Consider the following 26052-nt stretch of genomic DNA (forward strand, 5'->3'; position numbering starts at 1 on the left):
CGCAGGTGAGGAGCGGCCGTCGGCGGAGCGGGCCGGCACCCCGGCCGTCGAGGAGACGGCCCCGGCCAGCCGGAGGGTCGAGGCACCCTGAGCTGTCGGCGTGCCTGTTATGGTGCGCCGGGAGATCTGGGGGGACTCGAATGACTGAGTGGCTACGCAGGACCGGGCTGGTGTCGGGGGCGGTGGTCCTGGCGCTCGCCAGCGTGGTCGCCTGCGCCAACGGCGAGCCGGGGGGCGAGGGTGGCACGACCACGGTCGCGGCGGAGACCGACCCCTCCGCCCCCTCCGTCGCCGCCGACCCGGTCGCGGCCGGCGAGCCGACGACCGAGCCGCCGGCCGTGGCGGGGCTCGGCGCCCGGCCGACCCCGTCGGCGACCCCGAGCCGCACCGCCAGCAAGAAGCCGGGTCCGCGCAAGGTCCCCAAGCCGCCGACCGAGACGAAGCTGCCCCCGCCGCCGCCCAAGCCCGAGACCGGCTGCACCAAGCCGCGCTACGAGGGCACCCAGGCCAGCCGGGCCCAGGTCAAGCAGGCGCTGACCGAGGCGGCCGGCCGGACCTACTGGCCGAGTTCGGCGCCGAGCATCCGGGTGCCGGTCGACCTGGTCAAGGCCACCGCCTGGCAGGAGAGCGGCTGGCAGTCGAACATCATCGCCTGCGACGGCGGGGTCGGGCTGATGCAGGTCATGCCGGACACTGCGGCCTTCGTCAACCAGCGCTTCGACCAGTCGTACGACATCGACGCCTACCGGGACAACGCCACGCTCGGGGCGAACTACCTGGCCTGGCTGATCAAGTACATCGGTGACGCCTTCTTCGAGAGCGACTACGGGGTGTCCGCCGAGGACTGCGGCACCGAACTCAACTCCTGTCTGCTGAACGCGGTGATCTCGGCGTACAACTTCGGGCCGGGGGCGGTGGTGACCGACGACGGGCTGAAGATCCCCAACCCGCAGTACGTGCGTAACGTCCGCGCGCTGATGACGGAGTGTGAGTGCCTGGCCTTCTGAGGCCGGTGGCCGGCTAGTCGTCCTATCCCGACCTCGGGTCGGTTGACCATTGCTTTTGCTCATATTGGCAGCTTGGACGACTGGACTCGGGCCATCGTCGCAGATACGGTCAGTAGTGAACCCCTACCTCCGAGTAAGGAGGGCTGATCGATGCGACTGCTCTGGCTCGCCGACGTGCTCCGGTCCGCCGGTCTCACCGTGCACGAGGTCGGCGGTTGGCGGAGTCGCGGGTCCACATCCTTCGATCCACACGGGATCATGTGCCACGAGACCCGCGGTTCGCTGCGCTCCACCGACGCCGGCGAGATCTACGTCCTGCTCAACGGTTCCGCGACGGCGCCACCGCCGATAGCCCAGCTCTACCTTTCGCGCACCGGGCACTGGCACGTGATCGCCTCCGGCCGGTGCAACCACGTCCGGGTCGGCTGGGCCGGGCCGTTCAAGGGGGTCGGCAACTCCGGCCTGATCGGCATCGAGGCGCAGCACGCCCTCGGCGAGCCGTGGACCGACCGGCAGTACGACTCCTACGTGCGCGGCGTACGGGCGCTGCGCGACCGTACCGGCTGGGGGATCGCCGGCCACAAGGAGCACCAACCGGCCGGCTACGGACACCCGAGTGTCAAGACGGACCCGAGTTTCAACATGAACCAGTTCCGGCGCGACGTCGCCGCATCGTCCGGAGGGGAGAACATCATGCCGGCACTGTCCGATCAGGAGCAGGAACAACTGCTCAAGTTCGCCAAGGACAACAACTACCTTCTGTGGCAGGGCGCGCAGAAGCCTGACGGAAGCGGCCGTACCGATATCCGGCAGCACTTCTACACCATCGAGGGGATGCTGACCGAGGTCAAGGCCAACCAGATGAACATGCTCGGCAAGGACTGGGTCAACGAGCAGCAGATCATCGACGGCGTGCTCAACGGGCTGGGCTCGAAGGACCTCGACGACGCGGCGGCCGCGCTGCGGGCGGCGTTCGGCGACCGGATCGGGGAGCTGGCCGCCAAACTCACTGCTGCGACCTGAGCACCCGGCGGCTCGGCGGCCGGGTCAGCCGGTCGTGTGGCCTGGTCAGTCAGCCGGTCGTGCGGCGGCGCAGCCAGGCGTCCTCGGCGAGGTAGTCGAAGTAGTCGGTGCGGTAGTTCTGCGCGAGATCGGGGAAGACGGTCCGCCAGTCCCGGCCGTGCGCGGCGTCCACCAGCCACCGTACGGTCTCCGGCAGCGAGTCGAGATAGTTGGTCACCGGGCGGTAGCCGAGCTGGCGTTCCGCCAGGCTCATGTCCAGCACCACCGGGCACGGCGTGGACCACGGTGTCTCGCCGACCGGTGGTGCCGGCGAGGGGCCGTCGATCAGCACGTCCTCCGCACCGTGGTCCAGCACCGCGTGCACGGCGGCGCCGATCTCGCGTACGGTCGGTGGCTCCGGGTCGCCGGCGTTGAGCACCCGGGCCCCGGGCTCGGCGGCGGAGAGCCGGATCAGCTCGGCGAGGTTGGCCGTGGAGACCGGATGGAACCGGCTCTGTCCGGCGTACGCCAGCACCCGTACCGGCCGGTGGTCCAGGGCGCGTTTGACGAAGTGCCACTCGCGCGGGTGCACGGTGTGCGGCCCGTGGATCGCACCGGCCCGCAATAGCGTGGTCGGCAGGACCGCCCCGGCGGCGAGCAGTTCGCGTTCCAGGGCCGCCTTGCCGGCCGCGTACGTCTCCGCGTCCGGCGCCGCGTCCGGGTCGAGCGGTACGACGGTCTGCTGGGTCTCGGCGATCGGCACCGGGAACCGGACCCCTTCGGCGCCGAACCCCCGGCCGGCGTCGTCCAGGTAGACCCCGGCGGTGGAGACGATCACGGCCGAACCGATCCGGTCGGCGAGCCGGAGCAGTTGGCGGGCGTGCCGGGCGTCGTACGCGACGGTGTCGACCAGTACGTCGCAGCCGTCGCCGACCGCGACCGCCAGCCCGGCGTCGTCCTCGCGGTCCAGCGGCACCAGCTCGACGTTCCAGTGCGGCGGCCAGGGTGCCCCGGCCCGCAGGCCCCGGGCGGCGGCCCGGACGTGCCAGCCGTCGGCGACCAGGGCGCGGACCGCGGCCCGGCCGACCTGGCCGGTGGCGCCGACGACCAGAGCGAGCTTCTCCATAGCGTCACGCTAGATCTCCGCGCGGAGGCTGGCGAGCCCTTCGGCTCTCAGCCGAACCCGCCGCCCGTCGATGCCGACCGAACAACGTCGCCACTGGTGGGACGTGCCCGCGCCGAGGCGTCGGCGTCGGACGGCGCGGGTCTCCCCGCCGCGAGGCCGGCGAGCGGGAGGAGACGAAATGAGCCTGCTCCGGCAACGGGACTTCCGGCTGCTCTGGATCGGCCAGGCCAGCAGCACCTTCGGCACCAGCGTGGCGCTGCCGCTGGTGGCGGTTGCCACCCTCGACGCCAGCACCTTCCAGGTGGCGCTGCTGACCGCCGCCGCATGGCTGCCCTGGCTGCTGGTCGGTCTGCCGGCCGGCGCCCTGGTGGATCGGCTGCGCTGCCGGCCGGTGATGGTGACCTGCGACCTGGTCGCCGCGCTGCTCTTCGCCAGCGTGCCGGTCGCCGGCTGGCTCGGCGTACTCACCATCGGGCACCTGCTGGCCGTTGCGCTGGGCGGCGGCACCGTGAGCGTCTTCTTCAAGACCGCGTACCAGGTCTACCTGCCCACCCTGCTGGACCGGGCCGACCTGGCCGAGGGAAACGCGAAGCTCCAGGGCACCGAGGCGGTGGCCAGGTGGCCGGCCCGGGCGCGGCCGGCCTGCTGGCCAGCCTGGTCGGCGCCGCGACAGCGCTGTTGGCGGACGTGCTCGGCTTCCTCGGCTCGGCCGCCTGCCTGCTGTCGATCCGTCGCCAGGAGCCACGCCGCACCGCCGATCCGGCGGCGGGTCTCGGCCGGCAGATCGCCGAGGGGGTACGGTTCACCGCCCGCGATCCCTGCCTGCGGGTGCTCACCGTCTGGGGCGCGGTCAGCAACCTCGGCCTGGTCGGCTACCAGGCGATCCTGGTCGTCTTCCTGGTCCGCGAGGTCGGGGTCGGTCCGGGTACGGTCGGCGGCCTGGTCGCCGTGATGAGCCTCGGCGCTGCCATCGCCACCAGGCTGTCCCGGCACCTCGGCAGCGCCCGCGCGCTGCTGCTCTGCGCCCTCGGCGCCGAACCGTTCGGGTTGCTGATCCCCGCTGACCGCTCCCGGCGCCCGGCTCGGCCTGCTGGTGCTGGCCGGCACGGTGATCGGCGCCGGAGTGGTCGCCGGCAACGTGATCAAGGCAGGCTTCCGCCAGGCGTACGTGCCGCACCGGCTGCTCGGCCGGGTCCGCGTGACCATGCAGGTGGTCAACCTCGGCACCATGCCGCTGGGTGCCGTGCTCGGCGGCGCGCTCGGTATGGCGCTCGGCCTCCGCCCGGCGATGTGGGTGATCACCGCCGGGCTGGCGCTGAGCGGGCTGATCCTGCTGATCGGCCCGCTGCGGAAGCGCCGCGACCTACCCGAACCGCGGCACGACACGGAGCCGGCGGCACCGGCCCGCCCGGCGGGTAGCGAACTGGTCAGCGCGGCTGCACGTTAGCCGCCTGCGGGCCCTTCTCGCCCTGGGTGACGTCGAACTCGACCTTCTGCCCCTCGTTGAGCTCGCGGTAGCCGGACGAGGCGATCGCGGAGTAGTGGACGAACACGTCCGGCCCTCCGCCGTCCTGCTCGATGAAGCCGAAGCCCTTTTCCGAGTTGAACCACTTGACGGTTCCGGTTGCCATGGGTGTCTCCTTAGCGGCGCGCCCGGTGCGTGGCGTGCCCTGTACGTCACCGACAGTAGCCTCCCTGCGTACTTGGTGCGGGCGGAAGTCGGGAGTCGTACAAACCTCGGCGTAGGCCGGACGGCGGAGTCACCCCTAGATCGAGTCAGGGTTGCCCGCCTCGGTTACCAGGGCTCGACCCGGATGTCCGGATGCCGTTCCGTCCGTAACGTTCCTGACGTGGCGGACTGGCTGGTTCAGGTGGGGGAACTGCCGTCGGGAGTCTTTCTGGCGGTGCTCGGCGGTGTCATGATGCTGGACGCGATTCCACTGCTCGGCGTACTCGTGCCCGGCGACGTCGCGGTACTGGCCGCGGTGGGGGTCGGTCGGCCGGCCAGTGTGGGGGCGTTCCTGGCGGTGATCGGCGGCTGCCTCGGCGGCTGGTCGCTCACCTTCTTCGCCGGTCGGCGGTTCGGCGCCCGGCTACGGCGCAGCCGTACCGGGGCGTGGATCGGGGAGGCGCGCTGGTCGGCGGCCGAGCGGATTCTCAGCAGTGGCGGGGGCCGGATGGTGATGGTGGCACCCTTCCTGCCGGTACTGAACGCGCTGCTGCCGCTCGCCGCGGGCGGGCTGCGGATGTCGTACCGGCGGTTCCTGAGCTTCGCGGCGGTCGGCGCGGTGCTCTGGGCCGGGCTCTACATGGTGCTCGGCATCCTGGCCCGGTCGGTTGGCGGGCTGCTGCCGGGCGAGTCGTTCGCACTGGTGGGCACGGTGGGCTTCGGGATGATCTTCGGCGGCCTCGTCCTGCTGGGCGTACGCCGCCGACTCGCCTCGACGGTCCAGGGCTGACAGTGCGGTGGCGGGGGGGTCGGGGGGTGACCGGGTGGCGCCGGCGGGCTGGGGCGGCCGGCCGGCACCACCCGGTGGACGCGGATCGCGGTCACGGGGTGCCGGGACGGGCCGGGGCAACGGCCGGTCGGGGGCGTGGTCGCGCAGCCGGGTCGGACCGGCGGTCGGCCGGGGGTGAGCGGCCGCCGGGGCCGGCTGTCGACTCCGGGTGACACCCTCGGCCGGCGGTGACAGCGGCCCGGCGATGTCGCCGGCCAGGGCCGGCCGGGTACCGGCTGGCATACTGGGCTGCCATGGTGTTGTCGCGGCGCTGGGCCGGTTTCCTGATCCTGGTCGGCGTGTGGACCTGGGTGATCTGGCCCCGGTTCGCCGTCGCGATCTGGAACGACGCCCGGGCCTGGTCGAGCGGGGAGATCGGGCAGGGCGGCCCGACGAGCTTCCTCTGGGTGCACGCGCTGCTGATCGGGGCGTCCCTGGCGATCGGTACCGCGGTCGGCGTGCTCGGCGTCCGCGCCTGGTGGGCCGGGCGGACTCCTCGATCCTGAGCCGGTCTCGGCCCTGATCTGGTCCTGCCGTTGGGCGTGCTGGGGCGCCGGCCGGCGTTCCCCCGTCATCACCACCGCCGGCCGGCGAGTCATGGGCCCCGGTGTCGAACCGGGCACACCACCATCCTGAGTGAACTTTTCAACCTGAACCGGGCGGGTCTGCGCCCCGACTTCCACTTGGTCGCCCTGACGGACCGCAAGGAGAGGTTGAAAAGGTTCACCGGCGGCCGAGCAGCCAACGTCCGCGCCCATGGTGTCCACAGTGGATGGCATTGAGGCCTCGCCGGGAGTCGAACCCGCATCACCCGCTTTGCAGGCGGGGTGCCCCACCGGGGACGAAACGAGGCCGGGCCGTGCCCCCATCGACGGGCACGGTGTGCGGGTGGGAGGACTCGAACCTCCTCAGCGCGAAGCACCTGTTCTACAGACAGGCCCGACTCTCCAGCGTCGGCGCACCCGCGTGGGGTGACTGGCGGGACTCGAACCCAGCGACCTCCGGATCCACAGTCCGGCGCTCTTCCGGCTGAGCTACAGTCACCATCGCGGCCTCACGGCCAGTACCCGGACCTGGGATCGAACCAGGGACCTCCTCGGTGTGAACGAGGCGCTGCCACCACTGAGCTATCCGGGCATCGCTCCAGCAGAGCGGGGGAGTGAGGTAGCGCCGACGGGATTCGAACCCGCGAAATCCAGGGTGAAAGCCTGGCGACTCTCGCCGCTCGTCCACGGCGCCGTGTGCGTGTTCCGAACTGGACTCGAACCAGCGACCCTCGCGATGTCGACGCGACGCTCTTCCGACTGAGCTACCGGAACGGGGGCGGGACCGGGAGTCGAACCCGGGGCCTGCGGCTTATGAGACCGCCGCGCTACCACTGCGCCATCCCGCGAGTACGCCGCCAGGGACTTGAACCCTGAACCCACGCATTAAGAGTGCGTTGCTCTGACCATTCAGCTAGCGGCGCGTGACATGTGTTCGAGGAAGGCGGAGGAGTCGAACCCCTGCCGTTGCCGACACCCCGGTTTTCAAGACCGGTCGCCCGCCGCCGGGCGGCGCCTTCCGAGTGAACCTTTTTCAACCTCCCCTTGCGGTCCGTCGTGGCCGCAGGTGGAAGTCGGGGCGCACGCGTCGTGCGGTTCAGGTTGAAAAAAGTTCAGAGTTTGGCGGACCCCCGGGGTATGCCCGACCCCGGGGGCCCTGAAGTTCCACCCGTTCGCACGCCAGCGGCGTTTAAGCTCCACGATCAGTCTGCAGTCGACGTGCTTTGCCATTAAGCGACCGCCGCAGGGAGAGCGGCAGACTGGACTCGAACCAGCATCCCGTCGAGGTTGTCGTGGTCGGTAGATCTGGCGATCGGTGGGGGTGCTGAGCCTGGAGCGATAGTCTCAGCCTGCTCGGTGCCGGTCTGCCTCTACCGGTTGGGCTACCTCGGCCCGAAGTGCCGAGGGGAGGACTCGAACCTCCACTGGAACCGTCACCGTTGATGAGTCTGACAGGTCAGCCTCAGTCTCGGCGCATCTCGCGCCACCCCCCGCTCCACGGGGGTGTCTGGGAGACTACCCGAACAGGTAGCCGAACACCTCGTCGCCGACGGTGCGGTCCTCGACGGTGGTGCTGTTGGCCTCCTCGCGGGCCACCTTCACCGCCTCCAGCAGCTTGTCGACCCGGCCGCGCAGCACCTTGACCCGCTCGGCCGGCAGGGCGCCGGAGAGCTTCACGGTGGTCCAGGTGCCCACCGGTACGTCCTCGGTGTAGACCTCGACCTGCGCCGGGTGCTTCTCGGTCGCCTCGGCCTTGACGTGGTTGCGGTGCACCTTGCGCATCTTCTGGGTCTGGCTCGGCGTACTCGCGTAGCAGCCGCGGTCGGGGTCGAACTCCCACCGCTCCGCCGCGTCCAGGGTGGCCAGCCCGTCGACGAAGGTGCGCAGGTCGACGAGCTGCTTCTCCAGGAAGAGCAGATAGGTGACCGGTGCCTGGCGGACCAGCGTCCGCCCGTCGACCACCACGTCGGCCTTGGCGGTGGCGTTGCCGGTGTCCTGGAGGAACTGGAGGTCGAAGAGGCGACCCATGGTGGTGGCGACCTCGTCGAGGACCTCCTGGACGGTGTACTGCACCCGGGTCGACTCCGGCGGCAACTGCTCGCGGATGTCGTCGGCGAACGGCTGGTAGGTCCGGGAGATGCCGGAGAGCGGCGGCGCCTTCTGGGTACGCCGGTGCGCGTCGGTGAGCTCCCGCTTGGCCTGCGGCTTGAAGCCCTGCACCAGCGCGTTGACCTTGTGCAGTTCGGTGGGATTGGGCACCATGATCCTTTCGGTCTCGTCGGGCAGACGATAGTCCTCGTCGCCACGTACGGCGACCCGGTCGAAGTCGGGACGGCCGGACTTGAACCGGCGACCTCCGCACCCCCAGTGCGGTGCGCTACCAAGCTGCGCCACGTCCCGATGCCGTACCCCTGGGAGGATTCGAACCTCCGCTCGACACGGCTTCGTAGGCCGCCGCTCTATCCACTGAGCTACAAGGGCAGGAGCGGAAGGAGAGGGATTCGAACCCTCGCCGGGTGTGAGCCGGTCCGCCTTAGCAGGGCGGCGCCATGGACCTCTCGGCCATCCTTCCGAACCGCGCCTACGGCGCGTAGTACCCGGAGCAGGAGTCGAACCTGCAACACACCGGTTCTGAGCCGGCGGCCTCTTCCGTTGGGCTACCCGGGCATGGGTGAACCTTTTTCGACCCCCCTTTGCGGTCCGTCGAACCGCAAGGTCGGACGTGGTGTGTGAGCGCCACGCGGTTCAGGTCGAGAAAGGTTCGGTGGAGTGACGCGGGATCGAACCGCGCACGCGAAGCTTGCAAGGCAACGCTGTGCACCAGCACCCACCCCGAAGTGCCCTCGGCGCGACTCGAACGCGCACGATGACCAGGCTCTCGACCTGGCGCCTCTACCAATTGGGCCACGAGGGCATCGCGCTCCCGGAGGAGTATCTACTGGAAATCCGGTATCGCGACGGAAACATCAGGTGTTGTCTGCCGGTAGCGATAGCTTATCGTCCACTTCGCACCGTACTCATCCCATCCCATCCCATCCCGCCCGCAGGGCTGTGCGAAAGCGGTGACAGATAACACATACCAGATCGCATTTCTTCATCTCCGCAACCAGTCTCCCGGTGCCAACCAGAGACCGCACGCCATCAGCGATATCGAATTCCTTCACCTCGTCGTCGCGGTGATCGAATTCCAGGGCGAAATACGGATATCTGCCGCCGCAGTCGGTGCAAGGCTCGTCTTTGAGCGACCTCAATAGAGCGACTAGCTTGCGTCGTCGTCGATCATTGCGGTCAAGATACACCTGCTTGTTCTTCTCGTACCATCTCCTCTGTGCCGCGCGTTGTAGTTCAAGGTTCCGCCCTTTTCCCAGACCCTTGTTCCAGCCTTGCCCCCGAAAGTGACCGGCGTCCAACTCCAACCTGGCTGCGGCACGCTTGATTGAGCGGTAGCTGCCGCCCCCACCGGCTAGGCCCAGGATCTTCGTCACCTGCTCCCAGGATGTGGCGGCAGCGACTGCGGCCCGTAGATCCTCATCGCTCCACTTGCGAGGCTTACCAGCCATTTCAATTCGCTCCCAGGTTAGGACTCGAACCTAAATAATGCGCTCCAGAGACGCATGTCCTACCTATTAGACGACCTGGGACTGACAGCCGGCGGGGGAGAGTCCGCCGGCCGCCGTCAGCGCCGGGTCAGCGCGGCCCAACTCGGGACCGTCGCCGCCGACCGCAGCACCATGCCCGCCTCGGCGGGGGTGCGGTCTGCCTTGCGCTGATTGCAGCCGTCGCAGGACGCGACGGTGTTGGTCCAGGTGTTCCGGCCACCGCGGGAGCGGGGCAGGATGTGGTCGACGGTGCTCGCGGGACCGCCGCAGTAGCCGCACCGGCGCCCGTCCCGGGTGAGTACACCCGACCGGGACCAGGCCGGTCCCGAGCTGAAGCGCCATCTGGTGACGACGTACTTCACCAGGCGGACCACCGTCGGCACCGGGTAGACCCCGATCAGCCGGTCCGGTACCGCCTCGTGCACCTCGGCGACGCGCCGGACCAGCATCCGTACGGCGTGCCTGAGACTGACCCGGTGGAGCGGGCCGAGGTCGGCGTTGATGACCAGGACGTCCACCGGATACCTCCTTCTCTTGTCGATGTCACGGAATTCTCGTCGGATATTCGGAGCGGCTACCGGGATTTGAACCCGGGACCTCCACCATGGCAAGGTGGCGCGCTGCCAATCTGCGCTACAGCCGCGTGGGAAAATGCTCCGGGTGCGATTCGAACGCACACTGTGCGCGTTTTGGGCGCGCTGCCTCCTGCCGTTGGGCTACCGGAGCGGACGGCCGGGGAAGCTGGACTCGAACCAGCACGAGCGTTACCGTCTCCCGGTTCAAAGCCGGGCATGTTGCCAGTTACACCATTCCCCGTCGGGTGCTGTCGAGCGGCCACGGAGCATCGAACTCCGGTCCTCTGGGTGCAAGCCGGGTGCTCTGCCGTTGAGCTATGGCCGCGACGTCGTACGTAGACCGTGCCGGAATCGAACCGGCCTTCTCCAGAGTGAGAGTCTGGCGAGATAACCACTACTCCAACGGTCCGGGCGGGGCGGTGCCGCCCCGGATCCAGCGTCCGGGACCCGAGAATCGAACTCGGTGTCTCCTGTACCCAAAACAGGCGGGTCAGCCGTCTCCCTCGCCCCGGATCGGCCCGGCCGGCGCGGTGGTACGGCGCCGGCCGGGCATCATCTATGCCATCCACTGTGGAGTTTTCAACGTGGTACCGGTCCCGCCGGCCGAGGTCGGGGGAAAAGCAGGGGTGACAGGACTCGAACCTGCAACCTTCGGATTTGGAGGCCGCTGCGCTGCCAGTTGCGCCACACCCCTGTGTGGTGAAAGCCCGGGTGGGCAAAAGAAACGCCGCCCGGTCCCGGGTCTGGGAGGGCGGCGTAGACGCGAGTGGAGTCGCGTTACGTCCGCCAGCCGCCCAGTTCGGCACATTCGCCGGCGCTTAGGTGGACGGGGCGCCCGAGCATGGCGAAACCCGCCGGAACGTACGGCTTCTGCCGCCACGCTCGCGATGAGGCCTGCCACAACATCGGATGCTCCTGTCGTTTCGGTGTCGCTTTGTTGATCGCTGTGGTAACTACGGTAGGGGTCGCTCCCGCGCGGAGCAACATCTTTTTCGGCTTTCCGCGCACCGTCCCGGTCGTCGGGCGGGAATGGCTGCTCAGTGGCGTTGCCGGCACCGGTGGACAGCGGTGCCGGCAACGGTACCCACCGGACTCAGCGGACCCGTTCGACCAGGCGGCTCACCGCGGCCGCCACCGCGTCGGGTGCCTGGGCCTGCGGGTAGTGACCCACTCCGGGTACCACCACCACCTCGGCTTCGAGCTGTTCGCCGATCCAGTGCGCCTCGGCCGCCGGGTCCTTCCAGTCCACGTCGGCGGCGCCCATCACCACGACGGCGGGGGCCGACACTTCGGGCAGCCGTTGCCGGGCCGGCTCGTGCGAGCTGCGGCTGGTCTGCACGAAGGCCCGCCAGTGCCCGGGCCGGCGCAGGTTGTCGCGTACCCGGGCGAGGTGCTGCTGGTAGCCGTCGGGCTTGGTGCCGGGCAGCCACTTCGGGTAGTAGCCGAGGAAGGCCGCCGGGCCCCAGGGCCGGAGGAGCATGATCCGGAACAGCAGGTTCATCACGGCCGCCCCGGCGGGGTTCCGGACGAACGGGCTGAGCAGGGCGAGGCCGCGTACCTTCGCCGGGGCGTCGGCGGCGGCGATCACGGCGGCTCCGCCGCCCATGGAGTTGCCGACCAGGTATCCGGATCCGCCGAGTTCGTCGAGGAGGCCGAGCAGGTCGCTGGCGAGCGCGACGTCGTCGTACCGGGAGAAGCTGGTGTCGCTGTCGCCGTGCCCCCGGATGTCCATGACGGCCACCCGGTAGCCCGCCTCGACCAGCTTCGGCGCGAGCAGCCGGTACGACTGGCGCAGCTCGCCCATCCCCGGTGTGCAGATCACCAGCGGGCCGTCGCCGTCCCAGAGGTCGTACGCGATACGCCCCTCCGGGCGGCGAAGGTAGTGGGTGTTAGCCATAGCCTTAAAGCTACACCAGTTAGCCAGCCTCACCAAGGACGACCTTCCGTGGCGTGCGGGACTCGCCAGCCCCGCGCGCTGTGGTGGGCGCTGCCGCCTCTTCGCCGCGAGACCCGCCGGTGCGCCTGCGGCGTCGGCTCGACCACCATCCCCCTTCGGCACGCCCACGATCGAACTGTTCGCACGCCGTATCTGGAGATCGGCACGGAGCGGATGCTCGACCCGATCCGGGACCGGTGAGGCGTACAGCCAGGTCAGGGCGGGCGGAAGCGTCAGTTTCGTTCCTGTCCGGCAATGGCCGGTGGCACGATGAGAGCAGTTGGTCTCTGGCGAGTCGACTGAACCTTCGGGACGAACTTCAGCCGGGGCTTCGGCCTGTGCGGACGGAGGTCCGACGGCCCTCAACACGCCCGTGCCGTCATCCCGGCAGCGGGGAGGGTGACGCTGCCGCAAGGCCCAACTCCGGCGGCTTGCAAGGGTCGCCTCGGCCGCGCGGGTCCGGTCCGACAGCCGTACGGGAGGAGAAGCCATGGGGGATGCCTCGGCCAGCACAAGTACGAGCGGCGACGGAGCCACCACACCGGAGTTGGTGCAGCGGGCCGCCGAGCAGATATCCGGACTGCTCCGCGAGGAACTCGCACTAGCTCAGCTGGAGATGTCAGAGAAGGGGAAGCGTGCGGGGATCGGCGCCGGGCTGTTCGGTGGCGGCGGTGCTGTGGCCCTCTACGCCGGTGGTGCCCTGATCGCCGCAGCGGTGGTGGCGTTGAGCTACATCATCCCGGCAGCACTGGCCGCACTCGTCGTCGGTGTCATTCTGGCGGGTCTCGCGGGATTGCTCGCGCGATCGGGCCAGAAGCAGGTCCGCCGGGCGGCGCCTCCGATGCCGAAATCGACGGCGGGAAGCCTGCGCGCCGATGCCGAAACGGTGCGGAACGCGGCCAAGGATCGGGGACGGTCATGACGATGGGGGACGGCACCGGGGACGTGGACCGGACCCGTGAGGAGATCGACAGGCGGCGTGCCGAACTCGGCGAAACGGTTCAGGCGTTGGCGGCCAAGACGGACATACGGGCCCGTGGCCGCCAACAGGCCGGACAGGCCACGGACCGGCTCCGGGAACGATCGACACAGGCCACCGGGACAGTACGCGAGAAGGCGGCGCACCTGCCGGGAGTGGTGAGCCAGAAGGTGGGACAGGCGCAGCGGAGGGTGGGCCAGATGGCTGCGGATGCCGGCCAGCAGGGCGCACGCGGTGCTCAGGTGGTGGGCGCCTCGGTCAACCGGGCGGGCGGAATCGTCCGGCACAACCCGGTGCCGTTCGCCCTCGGTGCCGTCGCGATGATCGCTGGCGTGGTGATCGGGCGGAAGCGCATGGAGGTGGCCCGAGCCAGGCGTCGGAGCGGCCAGTGGAACGCCGACCGGCTGCTGCGGATGGCTCAGCCGATGGCTCCGTGGCGGTCGGCGGCGATCAGGTCCGTGAAACGCTTCTCCGGGTCCCGGCGCATCTCCCGCTGAGCACGCCAGCAGCACGGTAACCGTCGGCGTGGCTTCCGACGACCAACGAGTAGGGCCAGGCCAGTGGTCGACACGCGCGCAGACGAGACGGGCGATGCCTGGAAGGCGATCCTGGCTACCAGCCCCGGGCGCGCCACTCCGGTAGCGAAGGCCGTTCGGCGCCGAGCGTGCTGTCCCGGCCGTGACCCGGATAGAACCAGGTCTCGTCCGGCAGCCGGTCGAAGATCTTCTGCTCCACGTCGTTGATCAGCGAGCCGAACCGCACCGGGTCCCGGTCGGTGTTGCCGACCCCGCCCGGAAACAGCGAGTCCCCGGTGAACAGGTGCGTCCCGTCGACCTCGTCCCGATAGAGCAGCGCGACGGAGCCGGGGGTGTGCCCGACGATGTGGATCACCGCTAGCTCGCGGTCTCCGACCCGGATCCGGTCGCCGTCCGCGAGCGTTTCAGAGGGGATCGGCAGCCCGTCCGCGTCGTCGGCATGCACCAGCGACCGGGCCTCGGTGCTGGCCACCACCTCTTCCAGCGCGACCCAGTGGTCCATGTGCCGGTGCGTGGTGATCACGGCGGCCAGCCCGCCGTCGCCGATCAGCTCCAGCAGCCGGGGCGCTTCGTTGGCCGCGTCGATCAGCACCTGCTCGCCGGTCGAGGCGCAGCGCAGCAGGTACGCGTTGTTGTCCATCGGGCCGACCGAGAGCTTGCTGACGGTCAGGCCGGTCAGCTCGCGTACGTCGGGTGGGCCGTCGGCGACGACGTCTCCGGTGTAGCTCATGTTCGGGTGCCTCCGAGTTGGTCGGCGGAGCAGAGTCGGGTCGGCGGATCAGATCCAGGACGGGGGTGCCGGCAGCGGTCCGGCGGGGGTGACGACGAGGCCGGTACCGGCGCTCCGGCCGGTCAGCCAACCCGCCAGTTCGTGCGCCGGGCCGGCGACGGTGCGCAGTTCCGGGCCGCTGTCCGGGGCCGGGATGCCGACCGGCCGGCCCCGGCCGGTGTCGACGGTCAGCCGTTGCCTGGTCTCCGCCGGCAGCAGCACCAGGGCGAGCGGGTCGTCCCGCTCGGCCAGGTCGTGCACCACCTCGTGCAGCAGCCGCTGGCCGAACGCGTCCGGCCAGTCGGCGGTCCGGTAGCCGGCGGCGAGGTCGACGTGGTGCACCTCCACCTCGCGCAGCCGCCCCCAGGTCAGGGTGGCGGCGGGCCGCAGCCCTCGGGCGGAGCGGACCTGTGTGGCCCAGGAATCCGCGGGCAACGCCCGGGCGGCCTCGGCGAACCGCTCCGCGCTGGCCCGCAGGTCGGCGAGTTGGACGGCGGCCGGCCGGGCCGCGCCGGCCGCGATGTCCGCGTTCCGGGCCGCCGGGTTCGGGTACTGCGGAATGTCCGCGCCGGTACGCGCCGAGGTCAGCAGGTTGACGAAGCTGTCGGCGTTCCGGGCGAGGTGGCTGAGCACGTGCCCCCGGGTCCAGCCCGGGAGCAGGGACGGCTCGGCGATCGCCGCGTCGTCGAGCCCGTCGACGGTCCGCAACAGCCGGTCCGTCGCCCGGTCCACCTCGGGCAGCAGCGCGAGTGGGTCGAGTGTCACGAGTCACGACGATAGCGCCCGACGACCGGAGGGGCCCGGACGCCTCCGCCGGGAGCGGCGGGCCGGAATTGGCTTTCGGTCCGGTCGGACCAGCACCTACCGTCGACACCACACCCGCAAGGCGTGAGGAGGTGGGATGCATGCCGGTCGCTGTGCGCGGGGCCACCGTTTCCACTTCTGGATTCGACTGCTGAATTCCACTCCTGACGACAAGGGTTGACATGACCTTCGATCTCGCGTCCCTCGGCTGGGACGCGTCGCTGGCCGCGGCCTATCCGGAACGCGGCGACGAACTACGGCCCGGGCGGGTGGTCCGGGTCGACCGGGGAGTCTGCACCGTGCTCGGCACGAACGGTCCGGTCCGGGCCAGTCTCGGCGGCGGGCTGCTGATAGCGGCCGCCCGGGACGCGGTCAACCTGCCGTGTGCGGGTGACTGGGTGCTGGTCCGGGACTGGCCGGATCGGCGACTGACCGTGCAGGCGGTGCTGCCCCGGCGTACCGCGATCGTGCGGCGGACCGCCGACAAGGACTCGACCGGCCAGGTGTTGGCGGCCAACGCCGACGCGGCGGCGGTGATCGAGCCGCTGCACCCGTCGCCGGACGTGGCCCGGATCGAGCGGCTGCTCGCGCTGGCCTGGGAGTCCGGCGCCACCCCGCTGCTGGTGCTCACCAAATGTGACCTGGTCGCCGATCCGGTGGCGGTGGCCGAGCAACTCGGCGAGGCGGCGCCGGGCGTCGAGGTGCTGCCGGTGAGCGCTCAGCGCGGTACCGGGCTGGCCCGGCTGCGCCCGTGGGTCGCCGCCGGCCGGACCCTGGCGCTGCTCGGGCCGTCCGGTGTTGGCAAGTCGACGCTGGTGAACGCCCTGGCCGGCGCGACGGTGATGACCACCCAGGGGGTACGCGGAGTGGACGGCAAGGGCCGGCACACCACCACGCACCGGCAACTGATCCCGATTCCGGGCGGGGGAGCGGTGCTGGACACCCCGGGGGTGCGGGCGGTGGGTCTGCTCGACGCGGCGGTCGGGCTGGACCAGGCCTTCGCCGACGTGGCCGCACTCGTCGCCGCCTGCCGGTTCGCCGACTGCGGGCACCGGGGCGAGCCGGGCTGCGCGATCCAGGGCGCGCTGGAGACCGGCGAACTGAGCCCGCGGCGCTGGGCGAGCTGGCAGAAGCTCCAGCGCGAGGTGGCGTACGAGACACGCCGTCGGGACGCGCGGTTGGCGGCCGAGGAGCGGTACAAATGGAAGCGGATTCGCAAGGAGCAGCGGAGTCGGGGCGGCCCGGGGCGGTGAGCTGCCGGGATCGGGGGCGTTGAGCTGCGGGAATCTGCCGGCGGGGAAAACTGTCATACGCCGGGGCTAGAGTTGCCGAGGCGCTTCTCTGCGCCGCCAAATCGGACAGAACATATCTTTTCTCCCCGGGAGTGCGCGGACAGTGGCCGACCGACTGATCATCCGTGGCGCGCGTGAACACAACCTGCGCGACGTCAACCTCGACCTGCCACGCGACGCCCTGATCGTCTTCACCGGGCTCTCCGGTTCCGGCAAGTCCAGCCTGGCCTTCGACACGATCTTCGCCGAGGGCCAGCGACGGTACGTGGAGTCGCTGTCGTCGTACGCCCGGCAGTTCCTCGGCCAGATGGACAAGCCGGACGTCGACTTCATCGAGGGCCTCAGCCCGGCCGTCTCGATCGACCAGAAGTCCACCTCGCGCAACCCGCGCTCCACCGTCGGCACCATCACCGAGGTCTACGACTACCTCCGGCTGCTCTTCGCCCGGGTCGGCGAGCCGCACTGCCCGATCTGCGGCGAGAAGATCTCCAAGCAGAGCCCGCAGCAGATCGTCGACCGGGTGCTGGCGATGGACGAGGGCATCCGGTTCATGGTGCTGGCCCCGGTGGTGCGCGGCCGCAAGGGCGAATACGTCGACCTCTTCGCCGAACTCCAGGCCAAGGGTTACGCCCGGGCCCGGGTCGACGGGGTGGTCTATCCGCTGACCGAGCCGCCGAAGCTGAAGAAGCAGGAGAAGCACACCATCGAGGTGGTGGTGGACCGGCTCACCGTCAAGGCGAGCGCCAAGCAGCGGCTCACCGACTCGGTCGAGGCCACGCTCGGGCTCTCCGGCGGGCTGGTGCTGCTCGACTTCGTCGACCTGCCGGAGGACGACCCGGCCCGCGAGCGGCGCTACTCCGAGCATCTGGCCTGCCCCAACGACCACCCGCTGGCGATCGAGGACCTCGAACCCCGGGTCTTCTCCTTCAACGCCCCGTACGGCGCCTGCCCCGAGTGCACCGGGCTGGGCACCAAGAAGGAGGTCGACGCCGAGCTGATCATCCCGGACGGGGAGCGGACCCTGCGGGAGGGCGCCGTCCAGCCGTGGTCCGGCGGGCACACCCAGGAATACTTCCTCCGCCTGTTGGAGGCGTTGGGCGAGGCCGAGCACTTCGACCTGGACACCCCGTGGCGGGCGCTGCCGTCCCGGGCGCAGAAGACCATCCTGCACGGCTCCGGCGACCAGGTGCACGTCCGCTACCGCAACAAGTACGGCCGCGAGCGCTCCTACTACACCGGCTTCGAGGGCGTGGTGCAGTGGATCGAGCGGCGGCACAACGACACCGAGTCGGACTGGTCCCGCGACAAGTACGAGGGGTACATGCGGGACGTGCCCTGCCCGGTCTGCCGGGGCAGCCGGCTCAAGCCGGAGGTACTGGCGGTCACCCTGGGCGGGCGGAACATCGCCGAGGTCTGCGCGCTGTCGGTGGGCGAGTGCGCGGAACTGCTCGCCGGGATGACTCTCACCGACCGGCAGAAGATGATCGCCGAGCGGGTGCTCAAGGAGATCAACGCCCGGCTCCGCTTCCTGGTCGACGTCGGCCTGGACTACCTGTCGCTGGACCGCCCGGCCGGCACCCTCTCCGGCGGCGAGGCGCAGCGGATCCGACTCGCCACCCAGATCGGCTCCGGTCTGGTCGGGGTGCTCTACGTGCTGGACGAGCCGTCGATCGGGCTGCACCAGCGGGACAACCACCGGCTGATCGAGACGCTGGTCCGGCTCAAGGGGCTGGGCAACACGCTGATCGTGGTGGAGCACGACGAGGACACCATCCGGACGGCGGACTGGATCGTCGACATCGGGCCGGGGGCCGGCGAGCACGGCGGCAAGATCGTGCACAGCGGTTCGGTGCCGGAGCTGCTGGCCAACGCCGAGTCGGTGACCGGGGCCTACCTGTCCGGCCGCAGGTCGATCCCGACTCCGCAGGGGCGCCGGCCGCAGATGCCGGGCCGGGAGCTGGTGGTGCAGGGAGCCCGCGAGCACAACCTGCGGAACCTGACCGTCTCGTTCCCGCTCGGCCAGTTCATCGCGGTCACCGGGGTCAGCGGTTCGGGCAAGTCGACGCTGGTCAACGACATCCTCTACGCCGTACTCGCCAACCAGATCAACGGGGCCCGGCTGGTGCCTGGCCGGCACACCCGGATCACCGGCCTGGAGCACGTCGACAAGGTGGTCGGGGTGGACCAGTCGCCGATCGGGCGTACCCCGAGGTCCAACCCGGCGACCTACACCGGGGTCTGGGACCACGTCCGCAAGCTCTTCGCCGAGACCACCGAGGCGAAGGTCCGGGGCTACGGGCCGGGCCGGTTCTCCTTCAACGTCAAGGGCGGCCGGTGCGAGGCGTGCAGCGGCGATGGCACGATCAAGATCGAGATGAACTTCCTGCCCGACGTCTACGTGCCGTGCGAGGTCTGCAAGGGTGCCCGCTACAACCGGGAGACCCTGGAGGTGCACTACAAGGGGCGGACGGTCTCCGACATCCTGGAGATGCCGATCGAGGAGGCGGCCGAGTTCTTCTCGGCGATCCCGGCCATCCACCGGCACCTGAAGACCCTGGTCGACGTCGGCCTCGGGTACGTCCGGCTCGGCCAGCCGGCACCAACCCTCTCCGGCGGTGAGGCACAGCGGGTCAAGCTCGCCTCCGAGTTGCAGAAGCGCTCCACCGGCCGGACGGTGTACGTGCTCGACGAGCCGACCACCGGGCTGCACTTCGAGGACATCCGCAAGCTGCTCGGGGTGCTGGAGAGCCTGGTCGACAAGGGCAACACGGTGATCGTCATCGAGCACAACCTCGACGTGATCAAGACCGCCGACTGGCTGGTCGACATGGGCCCGGAGGGCGGGCACCGGGGCGGCACGGTGCTGGCTGCCGGTACCCCGGAGGAGCTGGCGGAGGTGCCGGAGAGCCACACCGGGCAGTTCCTCCGGCCGGTGCTCGGGCTGACCGGACCGGCACGGGGATCGAGCGCGGCCACCACCCGGGCGACCCGGGCGAACGGCACCGCGAAGGCCACCGGCACCGCGAAGGCCAACGGCGGCGGTGCGAAGGCCGGCGGCGCTGCACCGGCAGACGGCGGCGTGACCAGGGCAAACGGCGGCGCGACCAAGACCGGTGACGGTACCGCGAAGGCCGGCAACGGCCGGGCCGGCGGCGGTACGGTGAAGGGCGGCGCCACCCGGGCGGGTACGACGGCGAAGACCACGACCGCGAAGACCGGGCCGGCGAAGAGCCGGCGTACCGGAAAGTCCTGACGCCGGTCCGGTTGAACCGGTTGGTGGATATATCCGTGTCTTCGGGCGTGGCCGCGGACGACCAGGAGCGCGGCGCCGAAGAGGAAGGCTAGGTATGAGTGACGAACTGACCGGGCCGGGCACGCAGACCCGACGGGCGCTGTTGGCCGGTGCGGGTGTGGTTGGCGCGTCCGTGGTGCTGGCCGCGTGCGGCACCGGCGACGACGACGCGCTCGACGGCACCGGAAGCAGCCCGTCGGCCGGCGGCGCTCCGGCCCCCAGCGGTTCGGCGAGCGCTCCGGCCGAGGGTGGCAGCACCGCCGCGCTGGCCAAGAAGAGCGAGATCCCGGTCGGCGGCGGCAAGATCATTGCGGACCAGCAGGTTGTGGTCACCCAGCCGACCGAGGGCGACTTCAAGGCCTTCAGCTCGATCTGCACCCACCAGCAGTGCCCGGTGACCGGCGTCGACGGCGGCACCATCAACTGCAGTTGCCACTTCAGCAAGTTCTCCGTGGCGGACGGCTCGGTCAAGGGTGGCCCGGCCACCAAGCCACTGGCCGAGAAGAAGGTCACGGTCGACGGGGACAACATCGTCCTGGCCTGAGCCGGGGACGCCTGGCGCGGCCGACCGTGCGGTCGCCGCGCCAGGTGGTGTCCCAGGTGGGGACTACGCTTGTCGGCGTGCCCGACCCCGCTACCTATCGCCCGGCACCGGGCACGATTCCCGACCTGCCCGGGGTATACCGATTCCGTGATCCCAGCGGCCGGGTGATCTATGTCGGCAAGGCCAAGAGCCTGCGCAGCCGCCTCAATTCCTACTTCGGCGACCTGTGGAACCTGCACCAGCGCACCCAGCAGATGGTCACCACCGCCGGCAGCGTGGACTGGGTCACCGTCGGCACCGAGGTCGAGGCGCTGCAGCTCGAGTACAACTGGATCAAGCAGTACGACCCCCGGTTCAACGTGCGCTACCGGGACGACAAGTCGTACCCCTATCTCGCGGTCACCCTCGACGAGGAGTTCCCGCGGCTCCAGGTGATGCGGGGCGCCAAGCGCAAGGGGGTGCGCTACTTCGGGCCGTACTCGCACGCCTGGGCGATCCGCGAGACGCTGGACCTGCTGCTCCGGGTCTTCCCGGCCCGGACCTGCTCCGCCGGGGTGTTCCGGCGGCAGGCCCAGATCGGCCGGCCGTGCCTGCTCGGTGACATCGGCAAGTGCTCGGCCCCGTGCGTCGGCCGGGCCTCGCCCGACGAGCACCGCCGGATCGTCGACGAGTTCTGCGACTTCATGGCCGGCCGCACCGACCAGATGGTCCGCCGGCTCGAACGCGAGATGGGCGAGGCCAGCGAGGCGCTGGAGTTCGAGCGGGCCGCCCGGCTGCGCGACGACATCGTGGCGCTGCGTCGGGCGATGGAGAAGCAGACCGTGGTGTTCGGCGACGGCACCGACGCCGACGTGGTGGCGTTCGCCGAGGATCCGCTGGAGGCGGCGGTCCAGGTCTTCCACGTCCGGGACGGCCGGGTACGCGGCCAGCGCGGCTGGGTGGTGGAGAAGGTCGAGGACCTGACCACCGGAGACCTGGTGCACCACTTCTGCTCCCAGGTCTACGGCGAGGCCGAAGGGGAGAGTGACGTGCCCCGCGAGCTGCTGGTGCCCGCGCTGCCGGCCGACGTCGACGCGCTGGCCGAGTGGCTGTCGGCGCGCCGGGGCGGCAAGGTGGCCCTGCGGGTGCCGCAGCGCGGCGACAAGAAGGCGCTGCTGGAGACGGTGGCCCGGAATGCGGCCGAGGCGCTGACCCGGCACAAGCTGCGCCGGGCCGGTGACCTGACCACCCGCAGCGAGGCGCTGGACGAGATCACCGAGGCGCTCGGGCTGCGTACCGCGCCGCTGCGCATCGAGTGCTACGACGTCTCGCAGATCCAGGGCACCGACGTGGTGGCCAGCATGGTCGTCTTCGAGGACGGCCTGCCGCGCAAGAGCGAATACCGGCGGTTCGTGGTGCGCGGCGCCACCGACGACCTGTCGGCGCTCTCCGAGGTACTGCGCCGGCGGTTCGCCCGTTACCTACAGGCCCGGGGTGAGACCGGGGAGATCGGCGACGAGATGGCCTCCGACCCGGACCGGCCGGGCATCGACCCGACCACCGGGCGGCCACGCAAGTTCGCGTACCCGCCGCAGCTCGTGGTGGTGGACGGCGGGCAGCCCCAGGTCGCCGCCGCCGCGGAGGTCTTCGCCGAACTGGGCCTCGACGACATCGCACTCTGCGGGCTGGCCAAGCGGCTGGAGGAGGTGTGGCTGCCCGGCGACGAGTTCCCGATCATCCTGCCGCGCACCTCCGAAGGGCTCTATCTGCTGCAGCGGGTCCGGGACGAGGCGCACCGGTTCGCCATCACGTTCCACCGGCAGCGCCGCTCCAAGCGGATGACCGTCTCCGGCCTCGATCAGGTCCCCGGCCTCGGCGAGGTACGCCGCAAGGCACTGCTGCGACACTTCGGGTCGGTGAAGCGGCTGGCGGCGGCCACGGTGGACGAGATCGCCGAGGTGCCGGGGGTGGGCCGGCGTACCGCCGAGGCGATCGTCGCGGCACTGAACCCGGCGCCGGCCCCGGAGACCCGCTGACTTCCCAGACCAGCCGAGCCGTCCACCAAAGAAAGATCACCTATGGTCAAGTCCGTTTGACGCTGGGTCAGCTTGTGCGGCTTTCCGGGAACAGACTGCTACCCATGGTGAGGACGCCTTCTTCAGCCATCGAGAATGGTTGGCCGCCGCAGCACGGGGAGGGGCAGCGGCCTCCGGGACCCGTTCGATGATCATTCCGCCAGTGGTCTACGTGCTGTGTGCGCCGGTACGGCGTGGTGACAACCAGTTGACTGTGGATTTGCGCCAGACCCGCGAAGGAAAATTGGCGCTGCTCGCCTACTCCACTCTCGATCGGCTCGTGGACTGCTGTGGACCGGAGCAGCCGTGGACGCTTATACCGACCGCTGACCTGGAGAAGATCCGATTGGACACGGGGTTCGAGATCGTACTGCTGGATCTAGAGATCCCGGAAGAGCACCGACGTCGGGCGGAGGTGTCCTGATGACGCAGGAGGCTCGGGTCGATTTGGCCGGTCTCCAGACGCCAGCCGGACGTCTGCGACAGGCCGGAGAGACTCTGGACGCGGTGGGAGGTGGCGTGCCGTCCACACCGGATGCCGGCGATCTGACACCGGATGTCGCAGCCCTGGTTCGGGCATTTGACCGAGGGCTCGGGAAATCTCGTCGTGGGCCTGAAGGAAGCAGGTGACCGGCTGGACCTGGCGAGGGAAACTACGGCCGCAGCGACTCGGCGGCAGCACATGGTCTGAGCGGGCTCTTCTGATGGCGATCGACACCCGCATCGAGGGCGACCCGGAAGGGATCCGCGCGTCCTCGCGATGGCTGCGGAGTACGTTGGCAGCAGAGGTGGATCACGCAGTCACCGAACTGCGTGCTGTTCGTGACGATGCGGCGAGAGGCTGGCGGGGCGGTGCCGGTCCGGCGTTCCGCGACCGAATGGACAGCGGCAGCCGGAAGGCAGACATGCTGCGAATGGACATCGAGACGGCGGCCGGTTCGCTCGCCGGGTACCCCGACGACCTGGAGACCGCACAGCAGGGAATGGCCCGCGCCCGGCGTATCGCCGAGGACGCCGGGCTGACGGTTACCGACGCCGGTCAGCAGGCAGGCGATCTGGTCAACGGCGCGGTGATCGGGGGCCTGGTCGCAAAGCATCAGAGCGTTCTGAAGGCGCAATCCATGGCATTGATGGCTGACTCGAAACGCTACGCCGAGCACTACCTCAAGTCACCTGGTGGTTCCGCGCAGGCACGCGCACTGAACAACGCCGCGTGGAAGACGTTTCTCGAGGCCGACGAACTTGCCAGGAAGGCGCCGACCGCGGGACGACAGATTGCCAGCAAGATACCTATTGTCGGGCTCGGCATCACGGCGGCCGGCATCGGCTACGACATCCACCAGGGCAAGCCGGCTGGCAAGGCTGTCATCTCCGGCGTTGGCGGCGCGCTCGTCGCCATGGGCGCGGGCGCGGCGATCGGTTCGATGACCCCAGTTCCGGTGGTCGGCACCGTCGTCGGTGCTGTTGGCGGCCTGGCCTTCGGGTCGGCCGCCAGTGGTGCTCTGGACTGTGGGGGTATGACCAATTGCCGCAGGGGGTCAAGGACAGCATCGAGGGCGGCATCTCGGCAGTTGGCGACGCTGTTGGGGACGCGGGCAGCGCCATCGGCGACGGCGCGAAGAAGGCATGGGACTCGATTTTCTGATGGTTACGCAACAGCATGATTCTGCCTGGCCAGCGGAGTGGACCGGCAAGCCGCGATCGGCCCTGGTCATCTTCGGCACCGTTCTGCTCAGCGCATTCGCCTTGGCAGCTACCGCGGCGGCGCTCTGGCAAGCCGTCATCGGTGCTGCCGTCAGCGCTGTTGTGCTCGGCGTCTTGGCGATCTATTTCGGGCACATCGCCGGGCTCGGCCTACACGGCATCTTTGACGGCCGGCGGAGGACGGACACCGCTGGGGTGCGGCAGGAACCCGAAGGGCTCGTCTTTCGGTACGCCGCCGCTCCGACGTACTGGCTGAGCGCCACCGTCGCGTTGACGATCGTGGCGCTCGTCGGGATCTGCGTCGTCGCTGTCGGACAGGGCGGGGCGCAGGGGTACGTCATCGCTACTGTGCTGGCGGTGGCGGCCATCCTGCTCGGCGTCTTCCTAGCCGTCTTCCTGCGACTCGCGCCGGGTCAGGTTGTTGTCAGCGCCGACGGCATCCATCATCGATGGATTGACGTTCACGCACTACGTGCCCTGGCACGCGTTCGTCGACGTCGTGGCTGGCTGGGCCAACGGACCGATCATCATGATGCGTACGATTTCCTCTCCGGACACTGTCACCCGGAACTACCTCGGCCGTCCCGGTTCAGGAAACACAGGCGATGTCGCCGTTCACGACGGTGAGCGGGAACTGGCTCGCCGCAGACCCTGCCCTCCTGCTACGGACCCTGGCGCACTATCTCCTGCACGCAGAGGATCGCGAAGAACTCGGGACTCCAGCCGCCCTGCGTCGAATGGCAAGCTAGCCGGGGCACGCCCGCCAACGGGACCCGGGATGTCGGACCAGCCTTGGCTGACCGAGTCCGGAGGGTCTCCTTCGAGGCCCTGGCATGGCCGTCGGGGGCTACAGCGTGATCGGACGGTACGCCAGCAGCCGCTCGACGATCTCGGCCGGCCTGGGTGCCGGGCCGAGTCCGTGCTCCTCCGGGTAGTAGATCAGTCCGCTGACAAACCCGTCGGGTGTCGGACCTTGCCGGTCGAGCAGGGCCAGCAGGCTGTCGAGTTCCTCCTGGGTGCCTTCCGTCGACATGATCCGATCGACGATTGCCACCAGTTCGGCCCGGGCCAGCCGATCGGCCAAGTTGCCGTCCCGATTGTCGCCGATCGACCTCTCGGCCATGTCCCACACCCTCCGTCCGAAGCCTGAGAATACGGCATCCCGTACGGGTCCCGACTGTGATGGCCTGTCCGGTTCGGTTTCATGATCGAGTCGGGTGGGTGGAATGTTGGTGGCCTGCCGGTCGTTACATTCACCGTGCGGCTGAGTGTCACCGCCTGTGAGCTGGGCTGGTGGCGGGGCCCTCGGGGAATGATCCGGGGCCGCCGGTCGTTACATATGGTGTTCGCCCGAGTACCGGCATCCCCCCCGCAGGTGATCGGGCGTTCTTGTGTCCCTGGAGACCAGCGTCAGCGTGTGTCTCGGGACGAGGTTTCGTTTCCAATGGCACCCCGCGTCCCCGGCTGGGGTGTTTATCCCCGATTGGAAGGACCATCATGAACAAGACTCTGTTCAGCCGATGGCTCCCGGCCGTCGAGCAGACTTCTCTGGTTCGTAGGACCGCGCTGGGTGTGGCTGGTCTGGCGTTCGTCGGCGGCGCTGTCGCCGGCCCCGCCGTGGCCGCGCAGGCCGCTCCCGAGCATGCCGGCTCGCCGGTGTCGCAGTCGGTCATGCAGGCCGACAAGGACCACAAGGATAAGAGTGACAAGAGCAAGAGCGACAAGGACCGTAAGGGCGGTAAGCCGTCGCGGGACAAGCTCGTGCCGCATGGTGTCCGGGGTGAGCAGTC

22 protein-coding genes, 21 tRNA genes and 4 pseudogenes are annotated in these 26052 nt (G+C 69.8%); 17 read left to right on the forward strand and 30 right to left on the reverse strand.

What is annotated here, in order from left to right; genetic code table 11:
* The first annotated feature begins 140 nt into the window (after nucleotides 1-140).
* Nucleotides 141-1007 (forward strand): lytic transglycosylase domain-containing protein, encoded by an 867-nt coding sequence (locus tag R6Y94_RS43945; protein ID WP_318394586.1) that lies wholly within the window; start codon nucleotides 141-143, stop codon nucleotides 1005-1007.
* 150 nt (nucleotides 1008-1157) lie between these two features.
* Nucleotides 1158-2030: an N-acetylmuramoyl-L-alanine amidase gene (locus R6Y94_RS43950; RefSeq protein ID WP_318394587.1), complete on the forward strand. Its 873-nt coding sequence runs from the start codon at nucleotides 1158-1160 to the stop codon at nucleotides 2028-2030.
* 49 nt (nucleotides 2031-2079) lie between these two features.
* Here R6Y94_RS43950 and R6Y94_RS43955 read toward each other — a convergent pair whose 3' ends face one another.
* Nucleotides 2080-3135 carry an NAD(P)-dependent oxidoreductase gene (locus R6Y94_RS43955; protein WP_318394588.1) on the reverse strand — a complete coding sequence of 352 codons (1056 nt, stop codon included), beginning with the start codon at nucleotides 3133-3135 and terminating at the stop codon, nucleotides 2080-2082.
* A 178-nt stretch (nucleotides 3136-3313) separates the two neighbouring features.
* Between R6Y94_RS43955 and R6Y94_RS43960 the strand changes: the two are divergent.
* The 3 genes and pseudogenes from R6Y94_RS43960 to R6Y94_RS43970 all read left to right on the forward strand — a co-directional run.
* Nucleotides 3314-3703, forward strand: a pseudogene (locus R6Y94_RS43960) (MFS transporter); the annotation flags it as partial.
* A 50-nt stretch (nucleotides 3704-3753) separates the two neighbouring features.
* Nucleotides 3754-4089, forward strand: a pseudogene (locus tag R6Y94_RS43965) (MFS transporter); the annotation flags it as partial.
* Between the two features lie 139 nt (nucleotides 4090-4228).
* Complete coding sequence (locus R6Y94_RS43970) at nucleotides 4229-4582, forward strand: hypothetical protein (protein ID WP_318394625.1); 354 nt, start codon at nucleotides 4229-4231, stop codon at nucleotides 4580-4582.
* On the opposite strand, the gene R6Y94_RS43975 is transcribed toward R6Y94_RS43970, so the two are convergent.
* Nucleotides 4563-4766, reverse strand: a complete 204-nt coding sequence (locus R6Y94_RS43975) for a cold-shock protein (RefSeq protein WP_278063023.1) — start codon at nucleotides 4764-4766, stop codon at nucleotides 4563-4565. The genes R6Y94_RS43970 and R6Y94_RS43975 overlap by 20 nt on opposite strands.
* Before the next feature lie 219 nt (nucleotides 4767-4985).
* Here R6Y94_RS43975 and R6Y94_RS43980 point away from each other — a divergent pair, with 219 nt between their 5' ends.
* Both R6Y94_RS43980 and R6Y94_RS43985 read left to right on the forward strand, forming a co-directional pair.
* Entirely contained in the window at nucleotides 4986-5594 is a 609-nt protein-coding gene (locus R6Y94_RS43980; RefSeq protein WP_318394589.1) for a DedA family protein, read from the forward strand.
* Nucleotides 5595-5887: 293 nt separating this feature from the next.
* Nucleotides 5888-6139 (forward strand): SCO4848 family membrane protein, encoded by a 252-nt coding sequence (locus tag R6Y94_RS43985; protein ID WP_318403226.1) that lies wholly within the window; start codon nucleotides 5888-5890, stop codon nucleotides 6137-6139.
* A 275-nt stretch (nucleotides 6140-6414) separates the two neighbouring features.
* Here R6Y94_RS43985 and R6Y94_RS43990 read toward each other — a convergent pair.
* The 25 genes from R6Y94_RS43990 to R6Y94_RS44110 all read right to left on the reverse strand — a co-directional run bounded on the left by R6Y94_RS43990 (nucleotide 6415) and on the right by R6Y94_RS44110 (nucleotide 12249).
* A tRNA-Cys gene (locus tag R6Y94_RS43990) sits at nucleotides 6415-6487 on the reverse strand.
* A 29-nt stretch (nucleotides 6488-6516) separates the two neighbouring features.
* A tRNA-Tyr gene (locus R6Y94_RS43995) sits at nucleotides 6517-6599 on the reverse strand.
* Nucleotide 6600: 1 nt separating this feature from the next.
* Nucleotides 6601-6677, reverse strand: a tRNA-His gene (locus tag R6Y94_RS44000).
* 20 nt (nucleotides 6678-6697) lie between these two features.
* Nucleotides 6698-6770, reverse strand: a tRNA-Val gene (locus R6Y94_RS44005).
* Between the two features lie 28 nt (nucleotides 6771-6798).
* A tRNA-Glu gene (locus R6Y94_RS44010) sits at nucleotides 6799-6872 on the reverse strand.
* Nucleotides 6873-6879: 7 nt separating this feature from the next.
* Nucleotides 6880-6952, reverse strand: a tRNA-Val gene (locus R6Y94_RS44015).
* Nucleotides 6953-6954: 2 nt separating this feature from the next.
* Nucleotides 6955-7026 (reverse strand) — tRNA-Met (locus tag R6Y94_RS44020).
* A gap of 2 nt (nucleotides 7027-7028) precedes the next feature.
* Nucleotides 7029-7101, reverse strand: a tRNA-Lys gene (locus tag R6Y94_RS44025).
* A 14-nt stretch (nucleotides 7102-7115) separates the two neighbouring features.
* Nucleotides 7116-7198, reverse strand: a tRNA-Ser gene (locus R6Y94_RS44030).
* 495 nt (nucleotides 7199-7693) lie between these two features.
* Nucleotides 7694-8437, reverse strand: coding sequence for a hypothetical protein (locus tag R6Y94_RS44035; protein WP_318403228.1), 744 nt, complete (start codon nucleotides 8435-8437; stop codon nucleotides 7694-7696).
* A 67-nt stretch (nucleotides 8438-8504) separates the two neighbouring features.
* A tRNA-Pro gene (locus R6Y94_RS44040) sits at nucleotides 8505-8578 on the reverse strand.
* A 6-nt stretch (nucleotides 8579-8584) separates the two neighbouring features.
* Nucleotides 8585-8659 (reverse strand) — tRNA-Arg (locus R6Y94_RS44045).
* A gap of 5 nt (nucleotides 8660-8664) precedes the next feature.
* Nucleotides 8665-8750, reverse strand: a tRNA-Ser gene (locus tag R6Y94_RS44050).
* Nucleotides 8751-8772: 22 nt separating this feature from the next.
* Nucleotides 8773-8845: transfer RNA gene (locus R6Y94_RS44055), tRNA-Leu, on the reverse strand.
* 171 nt (nucleotides 8846-9016) lie between these two features.
* Nucleotides 9017-9092, reverse strand: a tRNA-Leu gene (locus tag R6Y94_RS44060).
* A 103-nt stretch (nucleotides 9093-9195) separates the two neighbouring features.
* Nucleotides 9196-9663: a hypothetical protein gene (locus R6Y94_RS44065; protein ID WP_318403230.1), complete on the reverse strand. Its 468-nt coding sequence runs from the start codon at nucleotides 9661-9663 to the stop codon at nucleotides 9196-9198.
* An 84-nt stretch (nucleotides 9664-9747) separates the two neighbouring features.
* A tRNA-Gln gene (locus R6Y94_RS44070) sits at nucleotides 9748-9819 on the reverse strand.
* A gap of 35 nt (nucleotides 9820-9854) precedes the next feature.
* The gene (locus tag R6Y94_RS44075) at nucleotides 9855-10295 is read right to left on the reverse strand and encodes an HNH endonuclease (RefSeq protein WP_318403232.1); all 441 of its coding nucleotides are present in this window, start codon (nucleotides 10293-10295) and stop codon (nucleotides 9855-9857) included.
* Nucleotides 10296-10346: 51 nt separating this feature from the next.
* Nucleotides 10347-10420: transfer RNA gene (locus R6Y94_RS44080), tRNA-Gly, on the reverse strand.
* Between the two features lie 9 nt (nucleotides 10421-10429).
* Nucleotides 10430-10503, reverse strand: a tRNA-Leu gene (locus R6Y94_RS44085).
* A 6-nt stretch (nucleotides 10504-10509) separates the two neighbouring features.
* Nucleotides 10510-10593: transfer RNA gene (locus R6Y94_RS44090), tRNA-Gln, on the reverse strand.
* Nucleotides 10594-10606: 13 nt separating this feature from the next.
* Nucleotides 10607-10677, reverse strand: a tRNA-Ala gene (locus tag R6Y94_RS44095).
* A gap of 11 nt (nucleotides 10678-10688) precedes the next feature.
* Nucleotides 10689-10761 (reverse strand) — tRNA-Glu (locus tag R6Y94_RS44100).
* A gap of 212 nt (nucleotides 10762-10973) precedes the next feature.
* Nucleotides 10974-11046: transfer RNA gene (locus R6Y94_RS44105), tRNA-Trp, on the reverse strand.
* A 399-nt stretch (nucleotides 11047-11445) separates the two neighbouring features.
* Nucleotides 11446-12249 carry an alpha/beta fold hydrolase gene (locus tag R6Y94_RS44110; protein ID WP_318403234.1) on the reverse strand — a complete coding sequence of 268 codons (804 nt, stop codon included), beginning with the start codon at nucleotides 12247-12249 and terminating at the stop codon, nucleotides 11446-11448.
* A gap of 529 nt (nucleotides 12250-12778) precedes the next feature.
* Between R6Y94_RS44110 and R6Y94_RS44115 the strand changes: the two genes are divergently transcribed.
* Entirely contained in the window at nucleotides 12779-13210 is a 432-nt protein-coding gene (locus R6Y94_RS44115) for a phage holin family protein (RefSeq protein ID WP_318403235.1), read from the forward strand.
* Complete coding sequence (locus R6Y94_RS44120) at nucleotides 13207-13764, forward strand: DUF3618 domain-containing protein (RefSeq protein WP_318403237.1); 558 nt, start codon at nucleotides 13207-13209, stop codon at nucleotides 13762-13764. Before R6Y94_RS44115 ends, R6Y94_RS44120 begins: the two co-directional genes overlap by 4 nt.
* A 115-nt stretch (nucleotides 13765-13879) precedes the next feature.
* On the opposite strand, the gene R6Y94_RS44125 is transcribed toward R6Y94_RS44120, so the two are convergent.
* Nucleotides 13880-14533, reverse strand: a complete 654-nt coding sequence (locus R6Y94_RS44125; RefSeq protein WP_318403239.1) for an MBL fold metallo-hydrolase — start codon at nucleotides 14531-14533, stop codon at nucleotides 13880-13882.
* A gap of 48 nt (nucleotides 14534-14581) precedes the next feature.
* Nucleotides 14582-15337, reverse strand: coding sequence for a maleylpyruvate isomerase family mycothiol-dependent enzyme (locus R6Y94_RS44130; RefSeq protein WP_318403241.1), 756 nt, complete (start codon nucleotides 15335-15337; stop codon nucleotides 14582-14584).
* Nucleotides 15338-15558: 221 nt separating this feature from the next.
* Here R6Y94_RS44130 and rsgA point away from each other — a divergent pair, with 221 nt between their 5' ends.
* The 7 genes and pseudogenes from rsgA to R6Y94_RS44165 all read left to right on the forward strand — a co-directional run bounded on the left by rsgA (nucleotide 15559) and on the right by R6Y94_RS44165 (nucleotide 24889).
* Nucleotides 15559-16629, forward strand: coding sequence for a ribosome small subunit-dependent GTPase A (gene rsgA, locus R6Y94_RS44135; protein WP_318403243.1), 1071 nt, complete (start codon nucleotides 15559-15561; stop codon nucleotides 16627-16629).
* A gap of 142 nt (nucleotides 16630-16771) precedes the next feature.
* A pseudogene (uvrA, locus tag R6Y94_RS44140) lies at nucleotides 16772-19717 on the forward strand (excinuclease ABC subunit UvrA); the annotation flags it as partial.
* Between the two features lie 298 nt (nucleotides 19718-20015).
* Nucleotides 20016-20504 carry a Rieske (2Fe-2S) protein gene (locus R6Y94_RS44145; protein ID WP_318403244.1) on the forward strand — a complete coding sequence of 163 codons (489 nt, stop codon included), beginning with the start codon at nucleotides 20016-20018 and terminating at the stop codon, nucleotides 20502-20504.
* Between the two features lie 77 nt (nucleotides 20505-20581).
* Complete coding sequence (uvrC, locus tag R6Y94_RS44150; RefSeq protein WP_318403246.1) at nucleotides 20582-22519, forward strand: excinuclease ABC subunit UvrC; 1938 nt, start codon at nucleotides 20582-20584, stop codon at nucleotides 22517-22519.
* Nucleotides 22520-22721: 202 nt separating this feature from the next.
* Complete coding sequence (locus tag R6Y94_RS44155) at nucleotides 22722-22982, forward strand: SAV_915 family protein (RefSeq protein ID WP_318403248.1); 261 nt, start codon at nucleotides 22722-22724, stop codon at nucleotides 22980-22982.
* Between the two features lie 280 nt (nucleotides 22983-23262).
* Nucleotides 23263-24222, forward strand: coding sequence for a hypothetical protein (locus R6Y94_RS44160; RefSeq protein ID WP_318403250.1), 960 nt, complete (start codon nucleotides 23263-23265; stop codon nucleotides 24220-24222).
* A complete protein-coding gene (locus tag R6Y94_RS44165) occupies nucleotides 24185-24889 on the forward strand; it encodes a hypothetical protein (protein WP_318403251.1) in 705 nt (234 codons plus the stop codon). The genes R6Y94_RS44160 and R6Y94_RS44165 overlap by 38 nt, the downstream gene beginning before the upstream one ends.
* A 220-nt stretch (nucleotides 24890-25109) precedes the next feature.
* Here the strand turns inward: R6Y94_RS44165 and R6Y94_RS44170 are convergent, their stop codons facing one another.
* On the reverse strand, nucleotides 25110-25385 hold the full coding sequence (locus R6Y94_RS44170) for an e9imm peptide (protein WP_318403253.1): 276 nt from the start codon (nucleotides 25383-25385) through the stop codon (nucleotides 25110-25112).
* Between the two features lie 374 nt (nucleotides 25386-25759).
* On the opposite strand from R6Y94_RS44170, the pseudogene R6Y94_RS44175 reads away from it, so the two are divergent.
* A pseudogene (locus R6Y94_RS44175) lies at nucleotides 25760-26052 on the forward strand (hypothetical protein); the annotation flags it as partial.

The organism is Plantactinospora sp. KLBMP9567 (genome assembly GCF_033446045.1).
In the GTDB taxonomy this organism is placed as follows: Bacteria; Actinomycetota; Actinomycetes; order Mycobacteriales; family Micromonosporaceae; genus Plantactinospora.

What these genes read in the sequence shown, in the direction of transcription:
- R6Y94_RS44165 (WP_318403251.1), top strand. Translation starts at nt 24,185, where the DNA reads ATGGGACTCGATTTTCTGATGGTTACGCAACAGCATGATTCTGCCTGG.
- R6Y94_RS43975 (WP_278063023.1), bottom strand. Translation starts at nt 4,766, where the DNA reads ATGGCAACCGGAACCGTCAAGTGGTTCAACTCGGAAAAGGGCTTCGGC.
- R6Y94_RS43945 (WP_318394586.1), top strand. Translation starts at nt 141, where the DNA reads ATGACTGAGTGGCTACGCAGGACCGGGCTGGTGTCGGGGGCGGTGGTC.
- R6Y94_RS44170 (WP_318403253.1), bottom strand. Translation starts at nt 25,385, where the DNA reads ATGGCCGAGAGGTCGATCGGCGACAATCGGGACGGCAACTTGGCCGAT.
- R6Y94_RS44125 (WP_318403239.1), bottom strand. Translation starts at nt 14,533, where the DNA reads ATGAGCTACACCGGAGACGTCGTCGCCGACGGCCCACCCGACGTACGC.
- R6Y94_RS43955 (WP_318394588.1), bottom strand. Translation starts at nt 3,135, where the DNA reads ATGGAGAAGCTCGCTCTGGTCGTCGGCGCCACCGGCCAGGTCGGCCGG.
- R6Y94_RS43985 (WP_318403226.1), top strand. Translation starts at nt 5,888, where the DNA reads ATGGTGTTGTCGCGGCGCTGGGCCGGTTTCCTGATCCTGGTCGGCGTG.
- R6Y94_RS44110 (WP_318403234.1), bottom strand. Translation starts at nt 12,249, where the DNA reads ATGGCTAACACCCACTACCTTCGCCGCCCGGAGGGGCGTATCGCGTAC.
- R6Y94_RS44120 (WP_318403237.1), top strand. Translation starts at nt 13,207, where the DNA reads ATGACGATGGGGGACGGCACCGGGGACGTGGACCGGACCCGTGAGGAG.
- R6Y94_RS43950 (WP_318394587.1), top strand. Translation starts at nt 1,158, where the DNA reads ATGCGACTGCTCTGGCTCGCCGACGTGCTCCGGTCCGCCGGTCTCACC.
- R6Y94_RS44160 (WP_318403250.1), top strand. Translation starts at nt 23,263, where the DNA reads ATGGCGATCGACACCCGCATCGAGGGCGACCCGGAAGGGATCCGCGCG.
- R6Y94_RS44145 (WP_318403244.1), top strand. Translation starts at nt 20,016, where the DNA reads ATGAGTGACGAACTGACCGGGCCGGGCACGCAGACCCGACGGGCGCTG.
- rsgA (WP_318403243.1), top strand. Translation starts at nt 15,559, where the DNA reads ATGACCTTCGATCTCGCGTCCCTCGGCTGGGACGCGTCGCTGGCCGCG.
- R6Y94_RS44115 (WP_318403235.1), top strand. Translation starts at nt 12,779, where the DNA reads ATGGGGGATGCCTCGGCCAGCACAAGTACGAGCGGCGACGGAGCCACC.